The 14,821-nt window shown below is 53.8% G+C and carries 13 protein-coding genes; 10 read left to right on the top strand and 3 right to left on the bottom strand.

All coding sequences use genetic code 11. From position 1 onward, the window contains the following. The first annotated feature begins 78 nt into the window (after positions 1–78). From NST23_RS14375 to NST23_RS14385, 3 genes are all read left to right on the top strand, one after another. A complete protein-coding gene (locus tag NST23_RS14375) occupies positions 79–1,548 on the top strand; it encodes a protein adenylyltransferase SelO (RefSeq protein ID WP_340963931.1) in 1,470 nt (489 codons plus the stop codon). A 246-nt stretch (positions 1,549–1,794) separates the two neighbouring features. Further along, the gene (locus NST23_RS14380; protein ID WP_340963933.1) at positions 1,795–3,342 is read left to right on the top strand and encodes an SMI1/KNR4 family protein; all 1,548 of its coding nucleotides are present in this window, start codon (positions 1,795–1,797) and stop codon (positions 3,340–3,342) included. A gap of 13 nt (positions 3,343–3,355) precedes the next feature. After that, positions 3,356–3,853 carry a hypothetical protein gene (locus NST23_RS14385; protein ID WP_173597350.1) on the top strand — a complete coding sequence of 166 codons (498 nt, stop codon included), beginning with the start codon at positions 3,356–3,358 and terminating at the stop codon, positions 3,851–3,853. A 70-nt stretch (positions 3,854–3,923) separates the two neighbouring features. Here NST23_RS14385 and NST23_RS14390 read toward each other — a convergent pair whose 3' ends face one another. Together NST23_RS14390 and NST23_RS14395 are read right to left on the bottom strand one after the other, a co-directional pair. Further along, positions 3,924–4,958: a YkvI family membrane protein gene (locus NST23_RS14390; RefSeq protein WP_173597349.1), complete on the bottom strand. Its 1,035-nt coding sequence runs from the start codon at positions 4,956–4,958 to the stop codon at positions 3,924–3,926. Positions 4,959–5,090: 132 nt separating this feature from the next. Next, positions 5,091–6,488, bottom strand: coding sequence for a hypothetical protein (locus NST23_RS14395; protein ID WP_173597348.1), 1,398 nt, complete (start codon positions 6,486–6,488; stop codon positions 5,091–5,093). A gap of 253 nt (positions 6,489–6,741) precedes the next feature. On the opposite strand from NST23_RS14395, the gene NST23_RS14400 reads away from it, so the two are divergent. Together NST23_RS14400 and NST23_RS14405 are read left to right on the top strand one after the other, a co-directional pair. Then, positions 6,742–8,043, top strand: coding sequence for an AAA family ATPase (locus NST23_RS14400; protein ID WP_340963935.1), 1,302 nt, complete (start codon positions 6,742–6,744; stop codon positions 8,041–8,043). A gap of 12 nt (positions 8,044–8,055) precedes the next feature. Then, on the top strand, positions 8,056–9,819 hold the full coding sequence (locus NST23_RS14405) for a VWA domain-containing protein (protein ID WP_340963937.1): 1,764 nt from the start codon (positions 8,056–8,058) through the stop codon (positions 9,817–9,819). Positions 9,820–9,925: 106 nt separating this feature from the next. Here the strand turns inward: NST23_RS14405 and NST23_RS14410 are convergent, their stop codons facing one another. Further along, positions 9,926–10,804, bottom strand: a complete 879-nt coding sequence (locus NST23_RS14410; protein ID WP_340963940.1) for a 5'-3' exonuclease — start codon at positions 10,802–10,804, stop codon at positions 9,926–9,928. A 248-nt stretch (positions 10,805–11,052) separates the two neighbouring features. On the opposite strand from NST23_RS14410, the gene NST23_RS14415 reads away from it, so the two are divergent. The 5 genes from NST23_RS14415 to NST23_RS14435 all read left to right on the top strand — a co-directional run bounded on the left by NST23_RS14415 (position 11,053) and on the right by NST23_RS14435 (position 14,816). Continuing rightward, entirely contained in the window at positions 11,053–11,253 is a 201-nt protein-coding gene (locus tag NST23_RS14415) for an alpha/beta-type small acid-soluble spore protein (RefSeq protein WP_005836264.1), read from the top strand. Between the two features lie 190 nt (positions 11,254–11,443). Next, positions 11,444–11,701 carry a hypothetical protein gene (locus NST23_RS14420; protein ID WP_063231451.1) on the top strand — a complete coding sequence of 86 codons (258 nt, stop codon included), beginning with the start codon at positions 11,444–11,446 and terminating at the stop codon, positions 11,699–11,701. A gap of 101 nt (positions 11,702–11,802) precedes the next feature. Continuing rightward, on the top strand, positions 11,803–12,678 hold the full coding sequence (locus NST23_RS14425) for a M23 family metallopeptidase (protein ID WP_122966512.1): 876 nt from the start codon (positions 11,803–11,805) through the stop codon (positions 12,676–12,678). A 15-nt stretch (positions 12,679–12,693) separates the two neighbouring features. Further along, positions 12,694–13,509: a GTP pyrophosphokinase gene (locus tag NST23_RS14430; RefSeq protein ID WP_122966511.1), complete on the top strand. Its 816-nt coding sequence runs from the start codon at positions 12,694–12,696 to the stop codon at positions 13,507–13,509. Positions 13,510–13,592: 83 nt separating this feature from the next. Next, positions 13,593–14,816 (top strand): D-alanyl-D-alanine carboxypeptidase family protein, encoded by a 1,224-nt coding sequence (locus NST23_RS14435; RefSeq protein ID WP_340963943.1) that lies wholly within the window; start codon positions 13,593–13,595, stop codon positions 14,814–14,816. The last annotated feature ends 5 nt before the right edge of the window (positions 14,817–14,821 follow it).

Genomic DNA, 14,821 nt, shown 5'->3' on the forward strand with positions numbered 1-14,821 from the left:
AAATCCCATGCATGCTTTTCCCCGTCACTTTGGTAAAATGAACAAAACACGACAAGACAAAAGGAGCCGAGGCAAACGATGACCCAAGCCCATACTGAGGCAGGATGGAATTTCGACAACAGCTATGCTTCCTTGCCTGACACCTTTTTCACCAAGCAAAATCCTACCCCTGTGCGCTCGCCGCAGCTCGTTATTTTCAATCGCCCGCTGGCAGCCGCACTTGGCTTGCAAGCCGATGCACTGAATGGGCAAGCGGGGGCGGAGGTGTTTGCCGGAAACCGGATTCCCGCAGGGGCAAAGCCGCTCGCGCAGGCGTACGCGGGGCACCAATTCGGCCACTTTACGATGCTCGGAGACGGGCGCGCTATCTTGATCGGGGAGCAAGTGACCCCTGAGGGCGAGCGGTTTGATCTGCAATGGAAAGGTCCCGGACGCACGCCGTATTCCCGGCGCGGCGACGGACGGGCCGCACTCGGGCCGATGCTTCGCGAATATATCATCAGCGAAGCTATGCACGGCCTTGGCATCCCGACGACCCGCAGTTTGGCGGTGGTGACGACGGGTGAAGTTGTCATTCGCGAAGACGATTTGCCCGGAGCGGTACTCACGCGGGTCGCTTCCAGCCATATTCGCGTCGGGACGTTCCAGTACGCGGCCAAGTGGGGCAGCGCCGAGGAGTTGCAGGCGCTTGCCGACTATACGATACATAGACATTATCGCGAAGCCGCCCAAGCGGAAAACCGATATCTCGCCTTTCTGGCCGAAGTGATCCGCCGTCAAGCCGAGCTGATCGCCAAATGGCAGCTCGTCGGGTTTATTCACGGAGTCATGAACACGGACAACATGTCGATTTGCGGAGAAACGATCGATTACGGGCCGTGCGCTTTCATGGATACGTTCGATCCGGCGACGGTGTTTTCCTCGATTGATCAGCAGGGGCGCTACGCTTACGGAAACCAGCCGCAAATCGGCGTGTGGAATTTGGCGCGCTTTGCGGAAACGCTGCTCCCGCTCTTGCATGACAATCAGGCCCAGGCGATTCAAATGGCGGAGAAAGCCCTTTCCCAGTTTGCCGAGCAATATTACGGCACATGGCTGGCCGGGATGAGGGGCAAGCTGGGGATGTTTGGCGAAGAAGCCGACGATGTTTCGCTGATGGAAGAACTGCTTGGCTTGATGCAAAAGCATCGGGCGGACTATACTAACACGTTTCTCGCCCTGACTTTTGATCGCTTGAACGGCTCCGAGCTGTTTGCCACCCCCGAGTTTGCCGCGTGGCAGGAGAAGTGGCAAACGAGACTGGCGCGTCAGTCTCAATCTGCGGATGACGTTTTGCAGTTGATGAAACAGAGCAATCCTGCCGTGATTCCTCGCAACCACCGTGTGGAGGCGGCGCTGGAAGCGGCTGTGCAAGACGGCGACTACAGCGTGCTTCGGCAACTGCTTGCCGCGCTTGCCAATCCTTATGCGCACTCCGCGGAGCAGGCGGAGTACGCGTCGCTGCCGCCGGAATCGTGCGGGCCTTATCGGACGTACTGCGGCACGTAATACGTGATCGACTTGACAATTGCGCGATCCATCCCAAGCTAAGCTTGGTAAAGAAACCTTTGCTGTTTATAAGCAGAGGTTTTTTCTTTTGTGCCCTGTTTCTTTTCGTGCGTGATCTATGCCAATAGCAACATTCTTTTTAATAGGCGGTATGCTAAAATGGGTTGGTTGAAAAGAGAAAATATTCCAGCGGCGCAGCCAAGTTTGGTGCAGGCGCCGATTGGATTTGCTTGGGGAGGAGATTCCATGATTCGAGGATTGATTCAGGATATATTTGGACTGCTGCGCACAGAGGTGCCGGGCATAGCGGAAGCGTTTCATCCACCAGCTTCGCTAGAGGAGATTCAGCGAGCAGAAGGCGAGCTTGGCATGAAACTGCCTGGCGAATTGAAAGAACTATACCAGCTCTGCAACGGAGAAAAGGAGAACGGGCCAGGCCTGTTTTTCGGGCTGCCCTTTCTCTCGTTAACGGATTTGGTGGCGGAATGGAAAATATGGGCGGACCTGGAGAGCGACTACGCAATCGAGGGTGATCATTACTCGGTTCCGCCTGGCTGGATCAAAGAACGCTATATTAACCGCTGCTGGCTGCCGATCAGCAAAGATTGGGGCGGAAACCACCTTGGACTCGACCTCGATCCGGACGAGCAGGGCAAAAGCGGGCAAGTGATCAATTTTGGCCGCGACGAACATGTCAAATACGTAATTGCCCATAATCTGACCGAAATGCTGCAATTTATCCATGATACGGCAAAAGCGAAAAACTACTCCATCCACGAGGAAGAAGACCAGCTTTTCTGGGCGTTCGGTCAACAAGGTCCCGTTCATTTTTTCGATGCCATCCGCAAACTGGAGCTTCCGGTCTACCATCCAGTGCGCATCGATCCAGGTATCGCAGACCCGCAAGCATGGCTAGACAGTCTTTCGGAAAGCTGGCGAGAGCGCATCCAGGCAATCGGCGATTCGCCAGAGCCATTTTTGCGCGCCAAACAGCTTTACTTCATTAACGAAGGCTTGACTGATCTCACTCCGCTCAAGCATTGCCGCGAAGTCCGGGAGCTGGTGCTGAGTGCAAACAAGCTTACTTCTATTGAAGCGATCAGCGGCTGCCAGCAACTGAAACGATTGTACGTGGGGAAAGACCCGATCGCGGATCTTACTCCGCTGGAAGGGTTGCCGTACTTGCAAATGATCAATCTGGCTCAGACAGACGTAACGGATTTGTCGCCGCTTGCGTCTTTGCCCAGGCTGGCGGAGCTGGACCTGACTGAGACGCGAATTTCCGATCTCTCCGCGCTTGCTCGTGTCAAAAGCTTGCAAAGCCTCGCCATCAGTCGTCCGGACGCGGCCATGTTGAACAGTGTGGCTGAGCTTGCGACGCTCACCGAGCTGAAAATTTCCGGACTTGGCGAAAATGCCGCAGACGCGATTAAGGTGCTGGGCAAACTCGTCCATCTGCAAACGATCAGCCTGGAAGACATGTCGCTCGCCGATTTGGCGTTCTTGCGCGGTTGCCGCCAATTGAAAACCGTCAAGCTGAGAAAAACGGCCATCGCCGATATTTCGCACCTGGCCGAGCTGGAAAACCTCCAATCGCTGGAATTTAGCGGCTGCGACGAGCTTGGGCAGCTGGAGCAGCTGGGCAAATCGGCTTCTTTGCGCAAAATAACAGGCTCGTACCGGCAATTCGCCCGGTTAAAAGACTGCTTTGAACGAAAAATCGATTTCTCGACGATCACAGGCAACATGACAGACGAGGAAGAAGAAATTTGGCACGCGTATGTCCGGTCATAAAAGGGGGAGGCAGATGCTGTACCTCCAAGCGCATGGCGTCGAAGAGAATGAGCTGTACTATTTTGAACTGGATGAAAATGGGATCGCCTATCGGCAAGTGACGGTTACTGACGGGCAGTCGCTTGTGTCTGCGGCACCCGATTTCATGCTGAGCGAAAAAGTCGTGGAGCGCTATGAAAGCGATGAGGATATTTCCCGTGAAGCGTTTCAGGCGATTTGGCAAAAGGCAACAGCGCCTTACAAGGCGGCTTTTGAGCAAGCGAAGCAGCGCTTTTTGCCCGGTGATCCGGTGACGGGAACGATTGCCATGTTCTATCCGCAAGGCGTCATCATCAAGGTGAGCGATGAGGTGTATGCAGTAGCAGACGATGCGCCGCTTCGAGCAAAGTCCAAACGGGAAGAAATGTACCCGGGCTATATCGTGCAGGGAACAATCCAAGGCTATGCAGAAGACAACTTTTGGCTCGTGCTCGCGGATTGCACGATCATCGGCAAAAAGTCGGGGGCTTAGACAGACAGACGACACTGACCGTTCCGAGGCATTGTGCTCCATCCGTGCCATCCATCCATGAACGCGCCACTCACCACTTCCCGCGCGGCAACCGTATCGCAGGAACCGATATGCGGCACAGCGTAGACAGCCCCAAATAGCCAAACAACGGGTACAAAAACATGAGCAGCTGGCTGTAGCCGATGAGGCACAAGACAAAAGCCGCCACGAACAGAAACAGATAAAGTCTCGACTCCGGCACATTCACCAGCTCGCGCAATTGCTGACCGATCCCGAACACGTTGGAGATGAGCGTGGTAAAAATCTCGGAGTAGAGGACAAACACGAAAAACAGCTGAAGCCATTCGTTCCAGCGATCCGTGATGAACAAGATCGGAATGTCCATGAAGCGCACGTCATCCCAGTTTGCCAACATGGCCGTGTGCACGACGAGCAGCATGAAACCGAGCACGACTCCACCGATGACGGCGGCCCGGAACAGGACAACCTTTTCGCGGATCGCATAACCGATCGGGATCAGGACAGATTGGGCCATCGCCAGATTGAACGACACGTAAAGAATCGTTTTCCAGAGGAAGGCGTAGTTGGAGGGCTTGGCGAGCGGCAAGGGAGATTCGACGCTGTTGTCGAGCAAAATCAGCAGGGCGAAGACGAGCATGGACGGGACGACGATCGCATTGACCAAGAGAAGCTGATCCAGCCCTTTTCTCAAGATCAACAGCGCGAGCAAAACCGTCCCGGCTGTTCCAGCCAAATACGGAATCGCGAACTGCTCCTCCAATACAGAGCCAGCCCCGGCAAGCATGACGGTCGTGACGCCGAACAAGGTCAAAAAGACCAGCACATTCATCGTGCGGCCGATCATCGGGCCAAACAGCTTTTGGTTGAACGATTCATACGAAGGGGTCCGCAGCTGATGGGCGAGAAGCATCATTTTGTAGCCAAGCCAGACGAACAGCGACGTGGCGAGCAAAATGCCGACGGTGCCAGCATGGCCGTATGAAGTGAAAAACGCGAGAATTTCCTGGCCGCTCGCAAATCCGGCTCCCACGACGGTGCCGATGTAAGTCGCCGCGACCTGGATACTTTTTCCCCACAGCTTCATAGCGTTTTTTCCTTTCCATTCCAAATGGGATGCTAGTACAAGTGTATGAAGCTTGGGCCAAAACAGAAGAAAAAAAGGCGAACGGCGACTAGGCCATTCGTCTTTTTTTATGGATCAAAATCTGTTTGATAGCTACAAAAGGAACATCGCCACGATTGTCGTCACCAAAAGGCCGATTGCGACCGGATACAAGTTACGCCGCGCCAGCTCGAACGGGTCGACGCCGCAGATCGCGGCAGCGGGGATCAAGGCCCAGGGGATAATCGTTCCGCCGCCTACCCAGATGGCGGCAATCTGTCCGAGAGCGGTCAAGGTAGCAGCGCCTGCCCCGAGCGCGGTCGCGAACAGTTGGGCGAGAGAGCCTGCCAGCGTAATTCCGGAGAAGCCCGAACCGTCCAACCCCGTGATGACGCCGACAGCCGCTACCGTCAGCGCCGCTACTTCTTTGCTGATCGGAATCGTGTGCGCGAGTGCCACGCCCAAATCGTTGACGATACCTTGCGAGCCTGGCGGAAGCACCTCGCCGAACACTTTGACAAACCCGCTGTCGCCCATGTAAAAGAAGGCGGCAATCGGAATGACTGGCCCAAACACTTTAAATCCGAACTGAAAACCGGAAATCAGGTGGCTGGTCACTTGTTCCAGCCCTTTTTGTTTGTGGGCAAGCATCGTCGCGATCAGCAAGATCAGAAGAGCGGTCCCCCCGACCAGCGCTGTCGCATCGCCGCCGCGCAAATCGAAGGCGAACATCGCGGCCACATCGAGCGCAAACAAAAGCGGAACGAGCGCTGCAAGCAAACGCCGGGTGCCTGTTGGCAGCGGAACACGCGCCGCGCTAAAGACGTGAGCGGTTGCTGGCGTGTCGTTTGTGGACGCCGGAATATTCCCCAGCCGCATGTCTTTTTTCAAATACCAGAAGGCAATGATCGTCGTGACCAAGCCCATCACGATCACGAGCGGAACACTGGCGGAAATGACGTCCTGAACAGGCAAGCCCGCCGCCTTCGCTGTCAACGTCGGCGCTCCCTGGATCACAAAGTCGCCGGAGAGCGCGATCCCGTGCCCGAACAGGTTCATCGCAATCGCCACGCCCATCGCAGGCAGTCCTGCGCGCAAGGCAACGGGCAGCATGACCGCACCGATCAGGGCGACGGCAGGCGATGGCCAGAAAAACCAGGAAATGACCATCATCACAATCCCGATCACCCAGTACGCCAATGTAGCATTGCGAATCAAATGGGTCATCGGGCGGATCATCGTTTCGTTGACCCCTGTATCTGTCAGCACATGGCTCATCGCCACGATAATACAGATGACCAAAATCGTCGGCAAAAGCTCAGTTATGGCGTAAATGAAGCTGCCGAAAATCCCGCCGATGGCTGACGTCACTGATCCGGTGGCAACCAGACCCAGCAGCGCGATTCCGACGATACTGATCAAGCTGGTGTCCCTGCGCATAACCATCATGAAAATGATGCCGAGTACGAACAACACATACACACCGTGCAACCACGCAAGTTCAATCCCCATGCTGTACCTCCTCTCGTTTTTTCGAGTCGCTTACACCCTTTTGCCACACCATATGCACAAGCAAATTCATGGGTGAAAGCCCGTGCGCCTAAGAAGGCTGACGCTTCGAAAACTGGCATTTTCGTCCACAATATGCCACTATTAAATGAGCAGGAGGCAAGCCAAGCACGATCTACTTATCGATGACTAGGGCACGAGGCAAGAGAGGGGGAACGGCGCCGTTCGTGATGATGCGAAAGTGCGCCAAACGACGATGAATACGACAACACCAATCCAGCGAAAAATGGATCAGGCGATCGAGCTGTTGGAGCGCCGTTTTTTGGAGCGAAGTGAATTGATACGCCTTTTGATGCTCGGCATGATGAGCGGGGAAAACGCGCTGCTGATCGGCCCGCCGGGAACGGCGAAGTCGCAGCTGGCTCGCTCCGTGGCACAGCTGTTCGGCTCTGAGCATTGGTTTGAATACTTGTTGACCCGCTTTACCACGCCAGACGAGATTTTTGGCCCCGTGTCGCTTCAACAGTTGAAGCTCGACCATTACGTGCGAAAAACGGAAGGCTATTTGCCGAATGCGCAGTTTGCCTTTCTCGACGAAATTTTCAAGGCGAACAGTGCGATCTTGAACGCCTTGCTGTCCATTTTGAATGAGCGGCTGTACTTCAACGGCCGGGAGCGGGAAGAAGTCCCGCTGCAATTTTTAATGGCGGCTTCCAACGAGCTGCCGGAAGATGACGAGCAGTTGAGTGCCCTGTACGACCGTTTTCTGTTCCGTTACGAAGTTCATTACTTGCAGCAGGCGTCGAGCTACGAGCGGATGTTTTCCTTGCCGAGCGGCCCGCTTCCCGTCGTTTTCTCGCTGTACGATATGAAAGACATTCAGGCCGCGGCGAAGCAAGTGACCATCCCGGAGGCGCTGATTTACTTCCTGTACCGGATCAAACAGGACATGGAAGCAAAAGATTACGTGCTGTCCGACCGCCGCTGGAGCAAAATCGCCGGGGTGTGGCGCACGTCTGCCGCCCTGCACGGCCGGGAGCAGGTGACGATCTGGGATACGGTGTTTACGCCGCACATGCTGTGGGACTTGCCGGAAGACTTGCCGGTCATGCGCGAGCTGTTCGAGCAGCAATTCACGCAAATGCTCAAGACTGAGCTGGAAAACGAACTGCCGTTGCAGCGCTTGCAGCAAACCGCAGATAAATGGAAGGAAAAGGAATCGGAACTGCACGCTTTCCAGTTCAAAAAAGAAGTCGGCGCCAAGCTGGGCAAAGAAGCCATGGAGCGCAACGGACAACTGCTGGAAGCATGTCGGGCCGAGCTGGAAGAGACGGCCAAAGATTTGCGCAACCGCCTGATCCAGTGGGAAAAGCGCGAGCACGATCTCGGGGCGTATGTGCTGGAAAAAAACCGCTTGATTCACAACGTGGAAAAATACACGGTCAAATACTCGTACTTGCGTATCGAAGGCGAGCGCATTTTGCAGCAGTTGCAGAAGACGTACCGGACGATTTTCGATAAAGACATTGCCGGAGCGGAGTACGATTTTACGTTATAGGGGGTAGCGACGATGATGATTCGTGCCAGCGGGGTCGATCGCTATCTGTTTGAGACGTATCTCGCTTCTTCGCGCACAGCCCAGGAATGGGTACTAGAAGCGCAAACCCGTGCCGAGTGGTTTGATCGCGAGCTGCTCGCAGACTTTTTTCTCGTGTTTTACTTGGAAAAGCCCGAGATTGATGCAAGCCAGGAATCGACCCCTTTTCACCATTGGCTGATTCGCACGCTGATGAAGCAGTATTTTACGCGAATGATCCATCCCCGGACGATGGGCAACGAAAGTGCCGCCTTCAAGACGGCGATCAAGTCGCTTTTGTGGCTCACGGAAACTTTCGCGGACGAAGTGAAGCAGCGCCAGAAAGATCGCAAGCTCACTCCGCTGCTCGCTGGCCTGAAAGAGCAGGAGGGACAGGAAGGGACAAAAGAGGCGCAGGTGGCTGATTTGCTGACGGAAAAGCAAAAGGCGAAGCTGGAGCTTGTCGGCTATACGCTGCAACAAGGCAAGCGTGTGGTGGAAGACAAGCAGGAGGCGCTGGACAACAAGCCACTCGTGCGTGCGGAAATTCTCGCTCTGCAAACGAAAATCGCACAGCTTCGCGAGGAAATGAGCGTGCAGTTCACGAAGCGAGCCAAACTGCTGCAAAAAGTGAAAAAGCTGGAGGAAGAGTTGGCGCAGCGGGAAAAGCAGCTTGATCGTCTGCAAAAGCAGGAAAAAGACGCCATGGACGCGCTGGAAAAAGAACTCGGCCAGTGGCTGGAGCAGTCTTTGAAAGGAACGCTTTCCACAGAAGAGCTGGATACGCTGTTTGTCGATGAAGTGTTCGCCGCAAGCCAGCGTTTTGCCAACCGCAGTTGGGGTCACGACTTGGGCAAGCTGCGCAGGCAAAGCTTTGAGCAGTATTTGAAGTGGATCGAAAAATTGAAGCGCCATCCCGATCTGGTTGCCTTTTTAAACGAGGTCGGTCGTCAGGTGCATCGCTTTCGGGTACGGCGAAAAGAAATTCGTTCCCGTCATTTGCCGGAGGAATACTACGATTTGCGGCAATCGGGCGATATTGCCCACATGCTGCCAGGCGAAGCCGTACTGCTCGCCGATCCGGACTTCGAGAACTACTTCCTGCTCAAATGGGTGGAGCAAAAACTGATGACGTACGATACATCCGGTTGGGTAGAGGAACCGCCGAAAGGGCCTGTCATCTGCATGCTGGACACCTCTCATTCGATGCGCGGCGCGAAGCTGCGGCTGGCGCAAATTTTTCTCATGACGTTTGCCGCCCTGTCCATGCTGGAAAAGCGGGATTTCGTCCTGCTTTTGTTCGGCGCAAAAGGAGAGTTGAAGGAGCAGCCGCTGTATCATCGCAAGCCGGATTGGGCGGCTTTTTACAGTCTGGCGCAAATGGTGTTTGGCGGAGGGACGCATTTTGATGCGCCGATGAAGCGGGCGATGGAGCTTGTCGAGACGGAAAAAGCGTGGCAAGGAGCCGATTTTGTGATGATCACGGACGGCATTGGCGGAATCTCGCCCTACGTGCAGGAAAAGCTGGTTGCCCTCGGGCAAAAGAAACAAGTGCGCCTGCACAGCCTGATTGTCGGTTCCGCCAGACAGCATCTTGTCCAGACGTACGATTTGTTTGGCGTCTCCCATCGGGTTCGCTTCGCTACGAGCTGGGAGGCAGAAGGGGAAGAAAATACCGGGCTATTGCTCGACGTGTTTGAGTCTTCCCGCCAGGAGCAAGCGAAAAAAGCAAATCCATACAAGCGAACACCTCGTTGATAGCCAGCGAGGTGTTTTTTCACTGTGTCGCCGAGACAGGTAAACACGAAAAAACGCTCCGACTTCTACGGGAAAAGTCGGAGCGCAGCGGTTATCGGCTTTATGATTAACCTACTCTTGTCGCCAGACTGCGGCCAAATTCGAGTTCTTCAAATTTGCCAAGCACAGTCGAGGAATCGTACGTCCAGGCCGCTTCCTCCATGGAAAACTCCACAGGCACGTCGCGAATAATCGTCGCCAGCTTCTGGCTCAAGTACACCTGATCGCGATGTTCTTCCAGCTTGCTGCGCATTTTTGGCGTGCAGTTTTTCAAGTTTTCGTACAGGTTGTCCAGGTTGCCGTGCTCCGTAATCAGCTTCGTCGCCGTTTTTTCCCCGATTCCCGGGCAGCCCGGAATGCAGTCGGACGTATCGCCCATCAACGCTTTGACGTCCACCACCTGCTCCGGAGAAATCCCGCGCAAAGCGAGCAGGCTCGCCGGGTTGTAATGCTCATGCTTGCCGCCGTTTTTCAGGATTTTCACGCTGACATTTTCATCGACGAGCTGCAAGCTGTCATAGTCGCCCGTCGCAATGACGATTTCATGTCCTTCGTCAGACAGACGCGTGGACAGCGTGCCGAGCACATCGTCACCCTCGTATCCCGGACAGCCAATGTTCGGGACGGAAAAGGCAGCGGTCAGTTCCTTGACCAGGTCGAATTGCGGGATCAGCTCGTCCGGCGGCGCCGTGCGATTGGACTTGTAGCCGTCAAACCATTGGCTGCGCACGAGCGATTCGCGCGACGCCACATCCCAGCCGACGATCAGGTGGGTCGGGCGCACCAGCTCGGCGTAATCCAGCATCATTTTCGTAAAACCGTACACCGCATTCGTGTAAATACCTGTGGAGGTTTGCCGATAGGCACCGCCCCAGGCAGACCCGTAAAACGCGCGAAATAAAAAGCTCATGCCGTCGATGAGCAATACTTTTCCTGATTCACTCACAAAAGCTAACCCCTCTCAGCTCCAAACTATACGCCTCATTATAGCATAAAGGGCCGGGACAACTTTGTCAGATTTTACATTTCGCTGGAGCGTATGGAGATGCGATCTCGTGGGATGATAGTATCACAAGAGGTTGACAACCACCTCTTGGCCCTCAAAATCATCTTCCGGTCTCAGTCGGTGAGAGGCGAGCAGCAGGCGGTTCAAATCCGTCCCGGGAGAAAAAAACGCGTCGGGAGGAATCAATCATGGCTAACAACAACGGAAGCAGCAACAACCTGGTAGTTCCTCAAGCGAACCAAGCTCTGGATCAACTGAAGTATGAGATTGCATCTGAATTTGGTGTAAATCTCGGCCCAGACACTACTTCTCGCCAAAACGGTTCGGTTGGTGGCGAAATTACGAAGCGTCTGGTAAGTTTCGCTGAGCAACAAATGGCTGGCCGCTAAGCTCATCGCTCGGACAAGTAAATAGCTGGATGAAGAGAGGTCCCTTCTACGGGGCCTCTCTTGTTTTGCGTTGCAGCCCTTTCTTTTAGACAGGGTGCAAACACACAAGCACATTCGCGGACTAGTCATATGGTGTAACGAACAGCTCTCTATTCTTGTTTGTACATGCGAAAGGAGTGACGTTTCGACGATGAAGAAAAAAGAAGTGAAAAAGCTTCTGAAGGAAAATCCTGAATTCGAAGCGTGGGTCGTGGAAGACTCCATGCGCGTCCGGGCAGTCAGGAGCAATCCCGGCATGGCGGAAGAATTGTTCAAACGCTGGAATGATCGCAAAAGAGGGCGGCTTGATTTTGACAACATCTCGCAAAAAACGAAACGGGCCAGCGAAATGCTGACCGGAGTGCAATCGATCATGGACATGATGGCAGACTACACGAAGAAACTGTAAAAAAGCTGCTGTGACTGGAGAAGGCTAGTCGGATAGCCTTCTTTTTCTTTTTCCTTTCAAGTTCGGTTTTGTTATACTAGAAAATGGGAGGGAGCGTGCTTATGTTCCAATCGATGGTCAGTTTAATGATGGTCGTTGCGTTGACGCTCACGTCTGGAACGACCGTTTACAGCCAGGTACTGGAAGGCGCTTACGCGAGTGCAGAGAAACAACAACCATCGCTTAGCGTGACGCCAGCCAAGACGTATCCCGGCGATGTGATTTTGGTGCGCAGCAAACAGCCTCAAACGGTCACGCTCTTTTCGCGAACATACCGTTTGCAGTCCTCTTCTAACGAGTATGCCCGATTTATCCCGATTCCATTTGACGTGAAGCCGGGAGACTACAAGCTGCAATCGGCAGACAAAAAGCTGTCTGTTGCCGTGACGGTTCAACCGAAAAAGTTCGAAGTGGACAAGCTGACGGTAAGCAAGCAAATGAATGCCATGCGTCAGGATACGGCCCGCATCGATGCCGATCAGAAAAAAATCAACGCCGCTCGCGCAAGCTCACGGGCGACTCCGTACTTTACCGAACCATTTATCGTACCGACGAAAGGAACGTTGACAACCCCGTTTGGCTACCAGCGCGTGGTCAACGGAGTGCCTGCCAATCGCCATGCAGCGATTGACTTGGCCAACAAAACAGGAACGCCGATCTGGGCGAGCAACAACGGCAAGGTCGTTTTGGCAGACTCGCTTTATTTGACAGGCAACACGATCATTATTGATCACGGTCTAAACGTGTTTTCCATCTACGCACATATGTCGAAGCTGTCCGTCAAGGCCGGGCAGGAAGTGAAACAGGGTCAGGTGATTGGGCAAATGGGCACGACGGGTTTTTCTACAGGCCCTCACCTTCATTACGGCATGTTGATTGGCAATACGTACGTAAATCCGCAGCCGTTTTTTGATGCATCACCTTTCCTCTGGAAGTAATTGGAGGTGTTTTTTATGAGAGGTACCCATGTGCCAAGCAAAGTCTTGAACAATATGGTCCATTTCTTGGCACCGTATGAACAGGCAGTAGAGGAATTGAAGCTCAAACTGAAAGGAATCAAGTACGGCTTTTTGAAAAGCGGCCGCTATTCTCCGATTGAATTTGTGGTGGGGCGAGTCAAGAAAGTGGACAGTCTCATCAAAAAGGCGAACGAGAAGGGAATCGATTTTCAGCAAGCCAACTGGCAAGAGGAAGTCGGCAAGGAAGTTCAGGATATCGCCGGCTTGCGCGTAGTTTGCCGCTATGTCGATGACGTCAGAGAAGTACAGCAGTTGTTGTATGAGCGGGAAGATATCGTCATTCACGACATCAAGGACTACATCGCTAACCCGAAAGATTCCGGTTACCGCAGTATCCATATGATTGTTTCTTATACCGTATATCACGGGAGCGAAAAGCGTACCCTTTTTTGTGAAATCCAAATTCGTACACTCGGCATGAACTTCTGGGCGACAAACGAGCACGAGCTGCGCTACAAATACGACGGAAATATTCCGAAGGATGTGCTGCAACAGCTGCATGAAGCGTCTGTCATCACCCATCAGCTCGATGTGTTGATGAACAACCTGCGCCAGGAGATTTTGACTCCGGCGGAAGTGGATTCGACGCTTGAAGAAAAGCTGGAAGAAATTTTTTCGCTCTACGTCAAACAAGATTTGGAGTCTGCCGCAGCTTTGTACCGCGAGCACGTCAGCGGCTTCGAGGAAGCTTTTGCGGACAATCCGAAGTTCAAAATGATTCACGATTTGCTCGGCAAGCGGTTGAAATAACGGCCAAAGCCGAGCGTCATCCAGTCAAATAGTCAAAAGCCATACGTTAACACCCGACAAGCAAGGAAAGGATTTAGACTAACATGCGCTTTCTACTCACGTACCTTCTCGTTGTGGTCACGGTGATGGTCAATCTCGACGTGCCTGTGGCTTTTGCTGAGGGAGCGCCTGCGATTGCACCAGACCAACTGTTTGGCGAATCGGCCATCCTCATCGATGCGACAACGGGACAAGTCCTGTTTGAAAAGAACCCTCATGTCAGGCTATACCCTGCCAGCATAACGAAAATCGCTACCGGCATTTACGCCATCGAAAAAGGAAATCCGGATGATACCGTCACGGTTTCCAAAAAAGCCAGATTTGAAGAAGGAACGCGGGTTTACCTGGGAGAAGGCGAGCAAGTCTCGCTGCGCAAACTGGAATACGGCTTGCTGATGCACTCGGGAAATGACGCTGCGACTGCGATCGCGGAGCATATGAGCGGCACTACCGAGCAGTTCGCCCAGGAACTGAACGCTTACTTGGCTGAAAAAGTGGGCGTGACAGAAACTCATTTTGCCAACGCACACGGCTTGCACGATCCGAATCATTACACGACAGCCGCCGACATGGCCAAAATCGCCCAGTACGCGATGAAAAATCCGATTTTCCGGCAAATCGTCGGCACCAACCGCCTGCCATGGGACGGGAAGGAATGGAAATCGGAGCTGATCAATCACAACAAGCTGCTGCGCGATTATCCCGGGGCAACCGGGATCAAGAATGGTTTTACCGATCAGGCGATGCATACATTGGTTGGCTCTGCCAAACGCGGCGATACGGAGATGATCGCTGTCACGATGAAAGCGGCTTCAAGCAACTATGCGTACAAAGACGTAGTCAAGCTGCTCGATTTCGGGTTGAACGGCTATGAGACGAAGCAAATTGCCGCCAAAGGAGAGCGTTACACAGAGGTGTCGTCACCGGGCAGTGACAGCCAAGTGACTTACTCGGCAAAGGATGATTTGTACGCGACTGTTCCAAAAGGCACGGAGCCGCTCGTCCAGCTCGCTTCAGACGGACAGCTCTCCGTCACGGCCGGGGCACTTGCGGTTTCCTACCCGCTAGAGCGCCACGATCTACCTGTGCAACCGAAACCGACAGTAATCGCTTCGGCGTTAGCATTGGACGACAGTCCTCCCGTGGCGCGATACAGCGTGCTGATCGCCTGGCTGGGGATGAATTTGTTCTTGATCGGCTGTGCCATCGCCCGCTCGCGCAAAGCGCGTCGAGTCCGGCAGCGCGATTGGCAGCGCCGCGTAAATTGACAAAA

Source organism: Brevibacillus sp. FSL K6-0770 (genome assembly GCF_038000275.1).
GTDB classification, from domain to species: domain Bacteria; phylum Bacillota; class Bacilli; order Brevibacillales; family Brevibacillaceae; genus Brevibacillus; species Brevibacillus parabrevis.

Bases quoted from the DNA above. Each gene is read 5' to 3' on its own strand.
- NST23_RS14380 (WP_340963933.1), top strand. From the start codon at position 1,795: ATGATTCGAGGATTGATTCAGGATATATTTGGACTGCTGCGCACAGAG.
- NST23_RS14400 (WP_340963935.1), top strand. From the start codon at position 6,742: ATGAATACGACAACACCAATCCAGCGAAAAATGGATCAGGCGATCGAG.
- NST23_RS14420 (WP_063231451.1), top strand. From the start codon at position 11,444: ATGAAGAAAAAAGAAGTGAAAAAGCTTCTGAAGGAAAATCCTGAATTC.
- NST23_RS14390 (WP_173597349.1), bottom strand. From the start codon at position 4,958: ATGAAGCTGTGGGGAAAAAGTATCCAGGTCGCGGCGACTTACATCGGC.
- NST23_RS14415 (WP_005836264.1), top strand. From the start codon at position 11,053: ATGGCTAACAACAACGGAAGCAGCAACAACCTGGTAGTTCCTCAAGCG.
- NST23_RS14385 (WP_173597350.1), top strand. From the start codon at position 3,356: ATGCTGTACCTCCAAGCGCATGGCGTCGAAGAGAATGAGCTGTACTAT.
- NST23_RS14435 (WP_340963943.1), top strand. From the start codon at position 13,593: ATGCGCTTTCTACTCACGTACCTTCTCGTTGTGGTCACGGTGATGGTC.
- NST23_RS14395 (WP_173597348.1), bottom strand. From the start codon at position 6,488: ATGGGGATTGAACTTGCGTGGTTGCACGGTGTGTATGTGTTGTTCGTA.
- NST23_RS14375 (WP_340963931.1), top strand. From the start codon at position 79: ATGACCCAAGCCCATACTGAGGCAGGATGGAATTTCGACAACAGCTAT.
- NST23_RS14430 (WP_122966511.1), top strand. From the start codon at position 12,694: ATGAGAGGTACCCATGTGCCAAGCAAAGTCTTGAACAATATGGTCCAT.
- NST23_RS14405 (WP_340963937.1), top strand. From the start codon at position 8,056: ATGATGATTCGTGCCAGCGGGGTCGATCGCTATCTGTTTGAGACGTAT.
- NST23_RS14425 (WP_122966512.1), top strand. From the start codon at position 11,803: ATGTTCCAATCGATGGTCAGTTTAATGATGGTCGTTGCGTTGACGCTC.